The sequence below is a fragment of the Methylomonas koyamae genome, assembly GCF_001644025.1.
Taxonomy (GTDB): domain Bacteria; phylum Pseudomonadota; class Gammaproteobacteria; order Methylococcales; family Methylomonadaceae; genus Methylomonas; species Methylomonas koyamae_A.
The window spans coordinates 1-14,558 of sequence record NZ_LUUK01000009.1; the positions used below are offsets into that span (position 1 = coordinate 1).

General features: G+C 53.7%; 14 protein-coding genes and 1 pseudogene. 14 read left to right on the forward strand and 1 reads right to left on the reverse strand.

All coding sequences use genetic code 11. The features are described from left to right. The 4 genes and pseudogenes from A1355_RS00850 to rpmE form a co-directional block, all read left to right on the forward strand. Positions 1-535, forward strand: a pseudogene (locus tag A1355_RS00850) (UDP-N-acetylglucosamine 1-carboxyvinyltransferase); the annotation flags it as partial. A 14-nt stretch (positions 536-549) separates the two neighbouring features. After that, positions 550-1,182: an ATP phosphoribosyltransferase gene (gene hisG / locus A1355_RS00855; RefSeq protein ID WP_064024025.1), complete on the forward strand. Its 633-nt coding sequence runs from the start codon at positions 550-552 to the stop codon at positions 1,180-1,182. Beyond that, the gene (gene hisD / locus A1355_RS00860) at positions 1,179-2,480 is read left to right on the forward strand and encodes a histidinol dehydrogenase (protein WP_064024027.1); all 1,302 of its coding nucleotides are present in this window, start codon (positions 1,179-1,181) and stop codon (positions 2,478-2,480) included. Before hisG ends, hisD begins: the two co-directional genes overlap by 4 nt. A gap of 156 nt (positions 2,481-2,636) precedes the next feature. After that, on the forward strand, positions 2,637-2,837 hold the full coding sequence (gene rpmE / locus A1355_RS24200; protein WP_082885273.1) for a 50S ribosomal protein L31: 201 nt from the start codon (positions 2,637-2,639) through the stop codon (positions 2,835-2,837). 93 nt (positions 2,838-2,930) lie between these two features. On the opposite strand, the gene A1355_RS00865 is transcribed toward rpmE, so the two are convergent. Next, positions 2,931-5,243 (reverse strand): penicillin-binding protein 1A, encoded by a 2,313-nt coding sequence (locus A1355_RS00865; RefSeq protein WP_231883508.1) that lies wholly within the window; start codon positions 5,241-5,243, stop codon positions 2,931-2,933. Between the two features lie 234 nt (positions 5,244-5,477). Between A1355_RS00865 and A1355_RS00870 the strand changes: the two genes are divergently transcribed. The 10 genes from A1355_RS00870 (at position 5,478) to xerC (ending at position 14,453) form a co-directional block, all read left to right on the forward strand. After that, entirely contained in the window at positions 5,478-6,539 is a 1,062-nt protein-coding gene (locus A1355_RS00870; RefSeq protein WP_064024049.1) for a pilus assembly protein PilM, read from the forward strand. After that, positions 6,539-7,111: a PilN domain-containing protein gene (locus A1355_RS00875; RefSeq protein ID WP_064024031.1), complete on the forward strand. Its 573-nt coding sequence runs from the start codon at positions 6,539-6,541 to the stop codon at positions 7,109-7,111. The genes A1355_RS00870 and A1355_RS00875 overlap by 1 nt, the downstream gene beginning before the upstream one ends. After that, complete coding sequence (locus tag A1355_RS00880; RefSeq protein ID WP_064024033.1) at positions 7,108-7,719, forward strand: type 4a pilus biogenesis protein PilO; 612 nt, start codon at positions 7,108-7,110, stop codon at positions 7,717-7,719. The genes A1355_RS00875 and A1355_RS00880 overlap by 4 nt, the downstream gene beginning before the upstream one ends. 2 nt (positions 7,720-7,721) lie before the next feature. Next, a complete protein-coding gene (locus A1355_RS00885) occupies positions 7,722-8,282 on the forward strand; it encodes a pilus assembly protein PilP (protein WP_082885274.1) in 561 nt (186 codons plus the stop codon). 2 nt (positions 8,283-8,284) lie between these two features. Beyond that, positions 8,285-10,543 (forward strand): type IV pilus secretin family protein, encoded by a 2,259-nt coding sequence (pilQ, locus tag A1355_RS00890; RefSeq protein WP_064024037.1) that lies wholly within the window; start codon positions 8,285-8,287, stop codon positions 10,541-10,543. A gap of 111 nt (positions 10,544-10,654) precedes the next feature. Next, positions 10,655-10,771, forward strand: coding sequence for an LPS translocon maturation chaperone LptM (lptM, locus tag A1355_RS26525; RefSeq protein ID WP_139306267.1), 117 nt, complete (start codon positions 10,655-10,657; stop codon positions 10,769-10,771). Between the two features lie 10 nt (positions 10,772-10,781). Beyond that, positions 10,782-12,032 carry a diaminopimelate decarboxylase gene (lysA, locus tag A1355_RS00895; protein ID WP_064024039.1) on the forward strand — a complete coding sequence of 417 codons (1,251 nt, stop codon included), beginning with the start codon at positions 10,782-10,784 and terminating at the stop codon, positions 12,030-12,032. Positions 12,033-12,040: 8 nt separating this feature from the next. Next, positions 12,041-12,871 (forward strand): diaminopimelate epimerase, encoded by an 831-nt coding sequence (gene dapF / locus A1355_RS00900; protein ID WP_064024042.1) that lies wholly within the window; start codon positions 12,041-12,043, stop codon positions 12,869-12,871. Then, positions 12,868-13,548, forward strand: a complete 681-nt coding sequence (locus A1355_RS00905) for a DUF484 family protein (protein ID WP_064024044.1) — start codon at positions 12,868-12,870, stop codon at positions 13,546-13,548. Before dapF ends, A1355_RS00905 begins: the two co-directional genes overlap by 4 nt. Before the next feature lie 5 nt (positions 13,549-13,553). Next, positions 13,554-14,453, forward strand: a complete 900-nt coding sequence (gene xerC / locus A1355_RS00910; RefSeq protein WP_064024047.1) for a tyrosine recombinase XerC — start codon at positions 13,554-13,556, stop codon at positions 14,451-14,453. The last annotated feature ends 105 nt before the right edge of the window (positions 14,454-14,558 follow it).

A 14,558-nucleotide genomic window follows, 5' to 3' on the forward strand; every position in this document is an offset into this window, starting at 1 on the left:
CGGCGCGATCAGCCGCGGCCGGGTTAAACTGAAAAACACCGATCCGACGATTCTTGACGCGGTACTGGTCAAGCTCAAGGAGGCCGGCGCCGACATCACCTGCGGCGAGAATTGGATCGAACTGGACATGCACGGTAAGCGTCCGAAAGCGGTCACGGTGCGCACCGCGCCTTATCCCGCTTTCCCGACCGATATGCAGGCCCAGTTCACCGCGCTGAATTCGGTGGCCGAAGGCGTTGGTCTGATTACCGAAACCGTATTCGAAAACCGCTTCATGCATGTGCAGGAATTGCAGCGGATGGGGGCGCAAATCAAATTGGAGTCCAATACCGCGATCTGTACCGGTATCGAACAAATGAAGGCCGCGCCGGTGATGGCGACAGATTTGCGGGCCTCGGCCAGCTTGGTTTTGGCCGGTTTGGCCGCCGAGGGCGAAACGCTGGTGGATCGGATCTATCATATCGACCGCGGCTACGACCACATTGAGGAAAAGCTGGCGCAACTGGGCGCCACCATTCGCCGCGTTCCCAACTAACCAAGATATCCGCCATGCTGACCATCGCCGTATCCAAGGGCCGAATTTACGAAGAAGCCTTGCCGTTTTTGGAACAAGCCGGTATCACGCCGACCGACGATCCTGACAAAAGTCGCAAGCTGATTTTGCAAACCACTCGGTCCGACGTGCAATTGGTGATCATCCGCGCCACCGACGTGCCGACCTTCGTTGAATACGGCGCGGCGGATCTGGGCATTGCCGGCAAGGACGTGTTGCTGGAGCACGGCGCGGAAAGCCTGTACGAGCCGTTGGATTTAGGTATCGCCGGCTGCCGGCTGATGACCGCCGCGCCGGTCGGGGCCCCGGCCTTGAAGGCTAACTTGCGGGTGGCGACCAAATATGTCAAAACCGCCCGACGTTATTACGCAGACCTAGGGGTGCAAGCCGAAATCATTAAGCTCTACGGCTCGATGGAGCTGGCGCCGCTGGTAGGTTTGGCCGATTGCATAGTCGATCTGGTCGATACCGGGAACACGTTGAAAGCTAACGGTTTGGAGCCGCGCGAATTGATCGCTAACATCACCTCGCGGTTGGTGGTCAACAAGGCCGCGATGAAAATGAAACATCAGGCTATCCAGGCGTTAATCGACCAGTTCGAAACCACCTTAGCGCGGAGGTCCGTATGACTGCGATCAAGATGCTCAGACTCGACGGCAACGCCGCCGACTTTGAAAAACGCCTGCAAGCCCGTTTGGCTTGGGATGCCAGCGAAGACCTGGAGATCCACAAGCGCGTGTTGGACATTATCGGCGATGTCCGCAACCGTGGAGATCGGGCGTTAATAGACTACACCAACCGCTTCGACCGAACCGCCTTTAAATCCGGTGCGGAACTGGAGCTGTCCAGCGGCGAGCTGAAACTAGCTTGGGATACGCTGCCCAGCGCTCAAGCCATCGCCTTGCAAACCGCCGCCGACCGGGTAAGCGCCTACGCCGAGCATCAGAAGCTGCAATCCTGGCAATTCACCGAACTCGACGGCACGTTGTTGGGCCAAAAGGTCACTCCACTGGATAGGGCTGGTCTGTACGTGCCGGGCGGCAAGGCGGCGTATCCGTCGTCGGTATTGATGAACGCGATACCGGCCAAAGTGGCAGGCGTCGGCGAACTGGTCATGGTGGTGCCGACACCGGGCGGCGAAACTAATCCGTTGGTGCTGGCAGCCGCTTACGTGGCAAGGGTCGACCGGGTGTTCACGATCGGCGGCGCTCAAGCCGTCGCCGCGCTGGCCTACGGCACCGAAACCGTGCCGGCCGTCGATAAGATCGTCGGCCCCGGCAATATTTACGTCGCGACCGCGAAAAAACTAGTGTTCGGCCAGGTCGGCATCGACATGATTGCCGGACCTTCCGAGATTTTGATCATTTGCGACGGTCAGACCAATCCAGACTGGATTGCGATGGATCTGTTTTCTCAAGCCGAGCACGACGAAAACGCCCAAGCCATTCTGATTAGTCAGGATGCGGTTTTTCTAGATAAGGTTGAAGCCAGCATTAACCAACTATTGCCGACGATGGAGCGGGCCGACATTATCCGTGCTTCCTTGACCGGTCGCGGCGCCTTCATCAAAGTCGCCGACTTGGCTCAAGCGGCCGAGGTTGCCAATCGCATCGCGCCGGAACATCTGGAGTTGTCGGTCGAAAACCCGGAGGCGCTGGCCGATAACATCCGTAACGCCGGGGCTATCTTCATGGGCCGCTACACCGCGGAAGCACTGGGTGACTATTGCGCCGGGCCTAATCACGTATTACCCACTTCGAGCACTGCCCGTTACTCGTCGCCGCTAGGCGTTTACGACTTCCAAAAGCGCAGCAGCCTGATCAACTGTTCCGCCGCCGGCGCGCACAATTTAGGCAAGATTGCGTCCGTGCTGGCGCGGGGGGAAAGTTTGACGGCACACGCGAGGTCGGCGGAGTTTAGGGTTTGATCCGGCGGTTGACACTCCGCACAGGGTCATTTTGCGGGTAATTCCATTGCATTGTTCCGTGCGGTCGGCGGTAGCAGGTTGCGTGGCTTGCGATTACGTCGTATCATAAGCGGCTGTCTATCAAGTTAAGTGGCCCCAAGCGGGTATGTGAGCGCTATGAAACCAGAAATCCATCCTCAATATAAACAGATTACAGTGACCTGCGGTTGCGGCAATACGTTCGAAACCGGTTCGGTTTTGGGTAATGACCTGCATATCGAGGTCTGTTCGTCTTGCCACCCTTTTTACACCGGAAAACAACGTGTCGTTGATACTTCCGGCCGGGTAGATAAGTTCCGTAAAAAATTCGGTAAGTAATTTGTTGTGTCCCTCGAGCCTCGGTAAGCGTTATTTGTACGCTTGCCGACGGTTCGCTGATGTTTGGCTGGGTTTTCCGCCGCCCTCTTTCAGTTAAAACAGCGCTTCTTCCGGGGTGAAGTCCTCAAACTCAGGTTCAAGCTTGGGTGTGGACATCGCGGTTGGCGCGGTCTCCTTCGCGAAATATTCCCAAATCCCGCCTTTTTGGTCTTGCGGTAACAGTAAGCCGTCCGAAGGGTTGATGTAGGCTTGGACGATGCCTTCCGGTACCGTTAGCGGTTTTTCCGGAAAATGGTGCTGTATCGCTTTCATGAATTTTATCCACATCGGCAGTGCCGCTTTGCCGCCGGTTTCGCCGTGTCCAAGCGGCGCGGAGTTATCGAATCCAATCCATGCGGAGGCAACGATGCCGGTCGCAAAGCCATTAAACCAAGCGTCTCGTTGCGCGTTGGTTGTGCCGGTCTTACCCGCTAAATCTGCCCGGTTCAGTTGCTTGGCTTGAGTGGCGGTGCCGCGCTGTACCACGTCGCGTAGCAGGCTGTTCATCAAAAAATTGGTTTTCTCGGAAATAACTCGCGTGGCCATGTTCGGCCGGATTTCGCCGGTCGTCGCGCAGTCCTGGCAGGCCGTCGCCGGTTTCGCGGAGTATATCAGTCGATTCTCGCGATCTTCGATGCGTTCGATTAAGTAAGGTTGAATCGAAAACCCGCCGTTGGCGAACACTGAATAGGCGGCCGCCATCTTTAGCGGTGACGCCGAGCCGCTACCCAGCGCGAGCGAAAACGTGGTCGGCAGTTGGTCCTTGTCGAATCCGAAGCGTTGGGCGGTATCGATAGCGCGAGGGATGCCGACTTCTTGCAACAAGCGTATCGAAACCAGATTGATCGATTCCCTTAGCGCCACTCGCAATGAGGTTGGTCCCAAATACCGGCGATTGTAGTTTTCAGGGCGCCAGTCGTTTTCCTGAGAGGGGTCTTCTATGACGATGGGGGCGTCGTTGATGATACTGGCCGGGGTGTAACCTTTTTCCAGCGCGGCCGTGTAGATGATGGGCTTGAAGCCCGAGCCGGGTTGTCGTTTGGATTGGGTCGCCCGGTTATACTTGCTGTGGTAAAAATCGAAGCCGCCGGCCAGGGCCAAAATCGCGCCGTCATCGGGGTTCAAGGCTACGAACGCGCCTTCCACGGTGGGGATTTGGGTCAACGCCCAGCTTTGGTTTTCGAGTTGTCTGACCCAGATCAAGTCGTTGGTTTTAATAATGTCGCGGCTTTCCCGTGCAGTTTTTGCCGATGCCTTTGCCCAATTCACAGATTCCCAAGCCAGTTCGATATTGGTGCCATCGTGGAGCTTGGCCGCAACGCCGCTGTCAGTCAGACCGGTAACGATGGCTCGATGCGCGTCGCCGACCAGGGTGTCGCCGTCGCTCTGGCCATTTATATGAGGAGCATTCCGGTAGCCGTGACGTTCTTCGTACTCATGTAGCGTCGCTTGCAGGGCGCGATCAGCGGCAAGCTGAAATTCTTGGGTGATAGTCGTGTAAATTTTCAATCCTTGCGTGTAGGCATCTTCACCGTATTTGGCCATGATATCCTGCCTAGCCATTTCTGCGGCGTAGGGGGCCTGCATTGCGATGCCTGACGGTTGTTGGGCGGCGTCATCGCTCGTGCTTAGCGCCGCATCGTAGGCGCGCTGGCCGATATACCCAAGTTCCAGCATCCGTCTGAGTACGTAATTGCGACGCTGCAGCGCACGTTCCGGGTTCGTTAGCGGGTTATAAATTGACGGAGCCTTGGGAAGGCCGGCGATCATGGCCTGTTGCGCTAGCGTGAGCTGGTTTAGTTCCTTGCCGTAGTAGGTTTGCGCCGCGGCCGCCAGGCCATACGCGCGTTGCCCCATGTAAATTTTGTTTAAATACAGCTCGAGTATCTGATCTTTTGAATAGCGCTGTTCGATCTTTAGCGCCAGCATGATTTCCTTTAACTTGCGTAGGTAAGTCTTCTCATTACTCAGCAGGAAGTTTCTGGCGACCTGCATCGTAATCGTACTGCCGCCTTGACGCTTTTGTCCGGTCGAAATCAAGCGATTCGCGGCCCTGGCCAAGCCTTTGAAATCCACGCCGCCATGCTTGTAAAACCGGTCGTCTTCAGCGGCGATGAACGCCTGTAATTGGCGTTGAGGGACGTCGGCGATTTCGATAGGGATGCGGCGCTTTTCGCCGAATTGGCCGATCAACAAGCCCTCGCGGCTGTAAATGCTGATTGGTGTTTGATATTGGACGTTATCGAGCAGGGATATGTCCGGCAATTCTTTATCAAGCTCCAATAGGAAGTAGTAGCAGGCCACCGCCAGGGTGCCGACGAACGTGAAGATGACCAACAACAGCCATTTGAATAAGGTTTTTAGCAATGACTTCGGTTTGGGGGGCTTTTTTAACGGCACTGGCGGCGGGGCGTTTGGGGTTTACCCGAAATCGGCAAATATCAGCGTATAAGATCTTAGGAACAACTTAAAGTATGTTCTATAACTTACTGTCATAAATGTGTGAAAATCAAAAAATCTAACTATACTTCGGCTTTAAACGGGTGGCGCGTTGCGGCGCTGCTCCCGAATTGACTTTCAATGTTTGGTAAGGGTTTGTTCATGAGCTGGTTTAGCAGTGGTCAATCGGCTGTGCTCGGTGTGGATATTAGCACCGCGGCGGTAAAATTGTTGGAGTTAAGCCGGGTGGGCGCGCGTTACAAAGTCGAGAGCTATGCGGTGGCGCCTTTGCCGCAAGACGCTATCGTCGATAAGAACATTACTAACGTAGAGCAAATCGGCAGTGTGATCAAGACCGCCGTCAAGCAATCCGGAACGCGCGCCAAGCACGCTTGCGTGGCGGTGGCCGGTTCGTCGGTGATGACTAAAATCATTTCCATGCCGGCGTCGTTGTCGGAGGCGGAAATGGAAGAGCAAATCATGGTCGAGGCCGATCAGTACATTCCGTATTCCTTGGACGAGGTTAATCTTGATTTCGAAGTGCAGGGCGCTACCAAGGCCAACCCGCAAATGGTCGATGTGTTGTTAGCGGCGTCCAGACGTGAAAATATTGAAGACCGAGTGGCGGCCTTGGCTTACGCCGGACTAAAGGCGGTCGTTGTCGATGTCGAGGCTTTTGCGATGGAAAACGCTTTCAAATTGTTGGCCGATCAATTGCCGGAGGCTGTCGAACACAAGACGGTTGCGATTGCCGATATCGGCGCCACGATGACCTCGCTGAATATTCTGCATGACGGCAAGACCGTCTATACCCGGGAACAAGGCTTTGGCGGCAAACAGTTAACCGAGGAAATACAGCGTCGCTACGGCTTGTCTTACGAAGAGGCGGGGTTGGCGAAAAAGCACGGCGGCTTGCCGGACAACTACGTCAGCGATGTTCTGGAACCTTTCAAAAAAGCCATGCTGCAACAAATTGCCAGATCGTTACAGTTTTTTGTGTCTTCCAGCGCTAACCGGGATGTCGATGCGTTGATCTTGGCCGGCGGTTGCGCTTCGATAGCCGGTTTGGACAAATTGGTGGAACGTGATTTGGGCATCGCTTCCTATATCGCCAACCCCTTCATCAACATGGCTCTGTCCAACAAGGTTAAGCCGCAGAGCCTGAATAACGATACTCCGGCGATGATGATCGCTTGCGGTTTGGCGCTGAGGAGCTTCGACTGATGGCGAAAATCAATTTACTGCCCTGGCGGGAAGAATTAAGGAAAAAGAAGCAGCAAGAGTTCGTCGCCGGTATCGGCGCGGGTGTGGCGGCGGCGTGCGCTATTTTGGGTTTGGTTTACCTCTATATCGAAGGATTGAAGGAATACCAAACCCGCCGCAATACTTTGTTGCAGAACGAGATCGCGATTTTGGATAAGCGGATTCAGGAGATCAAGGACATTGAAGACAAGAAAAACAAACTGTTGACCAAAATCGAAGTGATTCAAAAATTGCAAGAAAGTCGGCCGGAAGTGGTGCATTTGTTTGACGAGCTGGCCAGGACGACGCCGGAAGGGATCAATCTGAGTAAATTCAGTCAGGCCGGCAGCGATTTGACGTTGGTTGGCAAGGCGGAATCGAACGCCAGGGTCTCGGCCTATATGCGGGCTATCGACAATTCGCAATGGATCAATAGCTCGGTACTCACCGTGATTAAAGGTGAAGGCAAATCCGGCGGACAAATGAACGACTTCACGTTGACGGCAAAGCAAGGCCGAAAAACCGACAAGCCGGCGGGAGGTGCGGGCAAATGAATCTTTCCGAAATCAATTGGGATGTCAACGCGGCTGGAACTTGGCCAACGCCGTTAAAAGCGATTGCTATTCTGCTGATCGCGTTGGTCACCGGCGGTATCGGCGTGTATTTGTTGACGGTACCGCAACTGGAAGAACTCGATACGCTTGAGAAGCAGGAAGAAAGTCTGAAAACCGCATTCGAAGCCAAGCAAAAAAAGGCTGCGAATTTGCAGGATTATCGGGATCAGCTGGATCAGATCGAAGCATCGTTGGGCGAGATGCTCAAGCAAATGCCCACCAAAGCGGAGGTTGCCAGTTTGTTGGTGGATATTTCGCAGACCGGTTTGGCTAGTGGTTTGGAGTTCAAGTTGTTTCAACCAAGCGGCGAGATTAACCGCGAGTTCTATTCCGAGCTTCCCATTGCGATACAGGTTGTCGGCAAATACGAGGAATTGGGGTTGTTTGTCAGCGGATTGGCATCGTTGCCCCGAATTGTCACCGTTCATGACGTGGTGATGACGCCGCTCGGCAAGGACGGCATGATGACGATGAATGCGACGATCAAGACCTACAACGAAGGCGAGAGCGCTAGTAAGGGTCAACCCGCCAAACGACGGAGAGGCTGATGATGGGAAATCGGACGGCAAGGCCGAAATGGTCTGGCGCGTGTTTAGCGGGCATGACGCTACTGATGCTGGCGGGCTGCGATAACGACGACTTCAGTGATTTGAACAAATACATTCAAGAAATCAAAGCCAGGCCCAAGGGGGCAATTGAGCCGCTGCCGGAAATCAAAGTGGTCGAATCCTTTATTTTTAAACCGGATGGACTGCGTGATCCGTTCCAGCCGATTGAGCGTAAGGACAGCGAAGACAGTATCGATGTGTCCGGAGTTACCGGCGTCAAACCCGATGTCGAGCGGCGGAAGGAAGAGTTGGAAGCCTATCCGCTGGATTCTTTGCGGATGGTGGGTACCTTGCGCGACCCCAAAGGATTTTGGGGGTTAGTCCGGGCTCGCGACGGCACGATACATCGGGTTCAGGTGGGCAATCACCTGGGGCAGAATTACGGCAAGATCATTCGTATTGTCGAAGATAAGATTGAATTGATGGAAATTGTTCCGGATAAGCCGGGTACGTGGCGCGAACAACCGACTTCATTAGCGCTGGCTGGCGACAAAGGGTTATAAACATGGCGAAATTACGAAACACCTTAGAATCTCAATCCGCCGGCGCGGGGCGCCTATGGCCGCTGTTGCTGGTCTTGTTGTTGAGCTTGTCCTTGTCCTTGGCGAACGCCGAAGATGCCGCCATCAACAATCTTGAGTTTTCGACGTTAGCGGGTAATCAGGTGCAAATTCAATTGGATATGGTCGGAGAGGTTGTGACGCCGAAAATATTCGAAACCGATAATCCGAATCGGATCGCGCTGGATTTTGCCGGGGTCAAGAGTAATTTGGCCAAGAAAAGCTTTCCAATCAACCAAGGCGCGGTGGGTACGGTCTACGCGGTAGAGGCGTCGGGAAGGACGCGCGTCGTGGTTAATCTGCTGGAGAAGGTGCCTTATGAAATCAAGGCGGAAGCCGGCAAATTCTATTTGGTCTTAAAGTCGGCCGCCACCGTGGCGTCGGTCAGTCAGGTGTCGCCGTTAAAGCAAACAGCCAAGGATTCGGTCGTCAGCAAATTTTTGCCCGAACAAACGATAAAAACCATCGACTTTAGACGCGGCCCCAATGGCGAGGGGCGCTTGTTGTTGGGCCTGTCGAACGCGAACACGGTGGTCGATACCAAGCAGAACGCCGGTAAGGTGGTCCTCAACTTTTTGAACACCAAGCTGCCCGACGCATTGACCAAGAATTTCGATGTCTCCGATTTTGCCACGCCGGTGCAAAAGATCGAGGCCTTGTCCAAGGGCGAAAATGTGAGGCTGACGATTACCCCGAATAATGAAAATTACGAATACTCGTCCTATCAAGCGGACAACCTGCTGACGGTCGAGTTCCGGCCATTGACGCCCGCCGAGAAAGAGGCGCAGCAAAAGGAAAAATTTCCTTATATCGGCAATAAGTTGTCTTTAAATTTTCAGGACATTGAAGTCAGGTCCGTATTGCAAATTCTGGCCGATTTCACCGAACTCAATATTATTGCCGCCGACTCGGTAGCCGGCAACGTGACGTTGCGTTTAAACGACGTGCCTTGGGATCAAGCATTGGAACTGATTCTGAAATCCAAAGGCTTGGCTAAGCGGCAAAGCGGAAATGTGGTGATGGTGGCTCCCGTTGCTGAGATCATGAAGATCGAGCAGGAAGAGCTGGATTCTAAAAAAATCTTCGAAGAGCTGGAGCCTCTGAAGACCGAAAACATTCAAATCAATTACGCGAAGGCTGGAGAGATTTGCGGTGTGCTGATGGGGGTGGGCAATAGCTCGCAGGGCGGACAATCCGGTGCGGCAGGCAGTTCAGCAGGGAGCGGCGGTGGCGGCGGAGGTGGTTGCGGCGGTGGCGGTGGCGGAGGAAGCGGCGCGGGCGGTCAGTCTGGCGGAGCTGGTCAAGGCGGCGCTATCAGCATGCGTCTATTGTCCCCGCGCGGTACAGCTATCGTCGATGCTAGAACCAATACGCTGATTGTCAAGGATACCGCGAAGGCGATGGAGGACATTCACAAAATGGTTAAGTTGTTGGATGTGCCGGTTAGACAAGTGCTGATCGAATCTCGGATAGTGATTGCCGACACTAGTTTCGCGCAAAATTTGGGAACTAAGTTCGGAGTCGCCAACAAAGGCGCGGCGGGTGGCGGCAAGCAATATGGATTTACGGCATCCGGTGCGGAGACCAGTGAAAACTCGCAAATTCTGTCCGACTTGGGTACTGCTTTGGCGGCCTCCAGCGGAGGCTCTCTGGCCATGACCCTGGCTCGCGGCGCGGATTACATGCTGAATCTTGAAATTAGCGCGTTGCAAGACGATGGTAAGGGTGAGCTGGTATCGAATCCTCGGGTGATGACCAGCGATCGGGTGTTGGCCTCGATCAAACAGGGGGTGCAAATTCCCTATCAGACTCAGAGTCAGGCGACCGGTCCGGTGACGCAATTGGTCGATGCGGTTCTGGAGCTCAGTGTGACGCCGCAAATCACCCCTAGCGGTAGCGTCATTATGCAATTGGATATCAAAAAAGATTCGCCGGGTACGCCATTGGCAACGGGTGGTAATACTACCGTGCCTATTGATACCCGGCAGTTGAAAACCAAGGTGCAAGTTGAGGACGGCGAGACAGTCGTGCTTGGCGGTATCTACGAGTCGACGGTTCAAGATTCCTACAATAGCGTGCCTTGGTTGGTCGATTTGCCGGTGGTTGGATGGATGTTCAAGAAAACCGTCAAGACCGACAACAAGAAGGAATTGCTAGTGTTTATTACGCCTAAAGTCGTCAAGGAATCGTTGACGGTCAAATAATCTGCGACTGCTTCGTAGGCTTGGGAGCGGGCCCGCATGGCCAATGGCAGGTGAATATTTGCGGACGGCCTATGTTATATTGGTCTGCGTTGATCTTTTGATGCCTAACCTATGATTGTCTTTCGGCTTTTAATTGCTGTATTCGGGTGGTTGTTGTTGCAGGGCTGCGGTCAGACTGGCCCCTTGTACCACCCGGACAGTCCGCCGCCTATCTACGTACCCAAATAAGCCTCTATCCATGGATTTTTTTAATTATCGGCAGAGTACGCTCTACGCCGAAGGCGTGCCTGTCGATCAAATTGCGGCCGAGTACGGAACGCCTTGCTATATCTACTCGCGAGCGACATTGGAGCGCCACTGGCTAGCTTTCGATCAGGCCTTGGAAGGGCGCCGGCATTTAATCTGCTATGCGGTAAAAGCGAACTCCAATCTGGCGGTCCTCAATCTCCTGGCCAGATTGGGGTCGGGCTTCGATATCGTGTCGCAAGGTGAAATGCGGCGTGTTTTAGAGGCGGGTGGACGTGCCGACCAGATTGTATTCTCCGGGGTTGGCAAGCGTGAAGACGAGATAGTCGCGGCGCTCAAAGTCGGAATTCGCTGTTTCAATGTCGAGGTTAGTGGTGAATTAGATCGGATTAACCGGCTAGCGGGAGAGTTGGGTGTAATTGCGCCGGTGTCGTTCCGGGTCAATCCGGATGTGGATGCCAAAACTCACCCGTACATTTCCACCGGACTAAAGGAAAATAAATTCGGTGTTGATATTGCTTCGGCGCGGGATGAATACCTCCGCGCGGCCCGGATGCCTCATATTCGGGTGGTCGGCGTTGATTGCCATATTGGATCGCAATTGACCGAAACCGCGCCGTTTTTGGATGCATTGGATAAAGTACTCGAATTGGTCGATCAGTTGGCTGGCGACGGCATTGTGCTTGAACATCTGGATTTGGGCGGTGGCTTGGGCATTTGTTACCGCAACGAGCAGCCACCGGAACCGGGAGAATATATTTCCGCCGTGTTAAGTCGCTTAGGCAATCGGAACATCGAAATCATGCTCGAACCGGGCCGTGCAATCGTCGGAAATGCCGGTATTCTGGTGACTCGGGTCGAATACTTAAAGCCGACCGAGAACAAAAATTTTGCGATCGTCGACGCAGCGATGAACGACCTGATCAGACCGGCGTTGTATAGCGCTTGGCAAGACATTATCCCGGTAATCGCCGAGAGCGGTGGTGCCGGGGAGCGGGTTTGGGATGTTGTCGGTCCGGTTTGCGAGACCGGGGACTTTCTCGGAAAGGAACGTCGATTGGGTTTAAGTCCAGGCGACTTGCTGGCGGTTCGGTCGTCGGGAGCGTATGGTTTCACGATGAGTTCGAATTACAATTCCCGTCCCAGGGTCGCCGAGGTCATGGTCGACGGCGATCGTTGTCATTTGATTCGGCAACGGGAGCCCGTCGAAATGCTCTGGGCCGGTGAGCAAATATTGCCTTAGAAGCGCCCATGCGAATTCACTTCACCAAAATGCAGGGGCTGGGTAACGATTTTGTAGTTATCGATGCCATCAATCAGTCGGTACGGCTGGACGCGCGGCAAATTCGCTTTATCGCGGATCGGCATTTTGGCGTTGGTTGCGATCAGTTATTGTTGGTCGAGTCGCCTGTTAGCGAAAATGCCGATTTCAAATACCGGATTTTTAATGCCGATGGTAGCGAAGTCGCGCAATGCGGAAACGGCGCGCGTTGCTTCGCTCGTTTCGTGCTTGATCAAAGCTTAACCTCGAAACGTTCTATCGTCGTCGATACCGACGCCGGTCAGCTAGTGTTGAACGCGAATGAGGATGGCGATATCACCGTGAACATGGGCGTTCCGCGGTTCGAGCCTAAGCAAATTCCGTTGCTGATGCCGGAGGAAGCGCTGGTATACACCGTCTTTCTCAATGGAGATCAGGTAACATTTTCCGCTCTGTCTATGGGGAATCCTCACGCGATCATTTGTGTTGAGGATATCGAAACGGCTCCGGTGAGTGCTCTAGGGAAAGTTCTGGAAAGCCATCCGCTGTTTCCCGAGCGCGTCAATGTTGGCTTTATGAAGATCATGGATCGCCAGAGTGTTAAGCTCCGCGTGTATGAGCGAGGCGCCGCCGAAACCTTGGCATGCGGTAGTGGTGCTTGCGCGGCGGCGGTCGCGGGAATCGAGCGGGGGGCATTGGAACGGGTGGTTTCCGTGCAGTTGCCGGGAGGATCGTTAAAGATTGCTTGGCAAGGTCGCGGTCATTCCGTTTATATGACGGGTCCTGCCGTTTCAGTATATGAGGGGCAAATTGAATTATGACTGGTGAAGCATTAACGGATCAGCAAGTGGAGGCGTATTTGCAAGCGCATCCCGATTTTTTTCAACACCATTTGTCGTTGCTGGAAAGAATGCAGATACCGCATCCCAGTGGAAATGCCGTTTCGTTGATCGCCAAGCAGTTGGAGATTTTTCGCGTTAAACACCAAGAGCAGGAAAACCAGTTGACCGCGTTAATTGAAATCGCCAGGGAAAACGACGCTTCGTTCGGGCGGATGCACGAATTAACGTTGGCGATGTTGGAGGCGAATTCGTTGGAGGATGTCGTAGCGAATTTAAGCGAAGTGCTAGCGGAGTGCTTTTTGACCGACTTTGTAGCGGTCAAGATCATCCGGGAATACGCCGACAGTCCCATCGGGCAATTGTTTGTTTCGCCGGGGGACGAAGGGTTAAAGCTGTTTTCCGCCGAAATGTCCGGAGAGCTGCCTAAGTGCGGTCGGCCGACTCTGGCTCAGGCCAAATTCTTGTTTGGGGATATAGCGCCAGAGGTCAAGTCCTGCGCAATTATTCCGATGATGTACACCCAGCTGGAAGGATTGCTAGCTATCGGAAGTCGTGATGAAGGGCGTTTCCATTACAGTCTGGGAAGTCTTTTTTTAACCCAAATGGGAGAGATTGTAGGTACCCGTCTAATCTCGTTGATGCAGCGTGTGGAGTAAGCTGCGTGGAAGAGTCCTGCGAGGCAGTTTTACAAGCCTACCTTGACTATCTCTCTTCCGAGAGGCGATTAGCAGCGAATACGCTAAGTAGCTATCAGCGAGATTTGTCGCGGTTTGTAGGTTACTGTGGCCAAAAGCAGATTCCAGTATACGGCGTCAAAACGTCAGATGTTCGTCGTTATATTGCCGGTCGGCACCGCGACGGGTTGGACGCTAAGACCATTCAACGCGAATTGGCTGCCATTCGGGGATATTATCGGTACTTGGTGAGGACGGGGGGCTTGGATCAAAACCCTGCTTTGTCGGTTCGCGCGCCGAAGGGTGAGCGAAAAATGCCGAAGGTGCTGGATGTTGATCAGATGTGCGGTTTGCTCAGCGTCAACCCGAATTCGATATTGGAGATTCGGGACTTGGCAATGTTTGAATTATTCTATTCATCGGGGCTGCGGCTGAGTGAGTTGGTCGGGCTGGATGTTCGCGATCTTGATTTAAACAGCGGAATGTTAAGGGTGCGTTTCGGTAAGGGAGGCAGGCAACGATTGCTGCCGATGGGAACGCGTGCCGTATCGGCGGTAAGGCATTGGCTGGAATATAGACCGTCTTCGGAGTGTCAATCCCTTTTTGTAGGTTTAAAAGGTAATCGTTTAAGCCCTCGAAGTATTCAGTCTCGGTTAGATAGATGGGGTAAGAAGCAGGGCGCTGCTGAGCGCTTGCATCCTCATATGTTAAGGCATTCGTTTGCTAGTCATATGTTGGAAGCCAGTCACGATATTCGCGCTGTTCAAGAGTTGTTAGGACACAGCAATTTAGGAACTACACAGATATATACCCATTTGGACTTTCGCTATTTGGCTGACATCTACGACAATGCGCACCCAAGAGCTAGGAAAGTGAAAAATAGTTGACAGATGATGGTATCTGGCTATAATGAGCGGCTCTTCGTTGCTGACTGAGTTAGTGGCGAAGAGCGGCAGGATTTGCCGGGCTTGCGGTAGTGTGTAGTGGCTGGT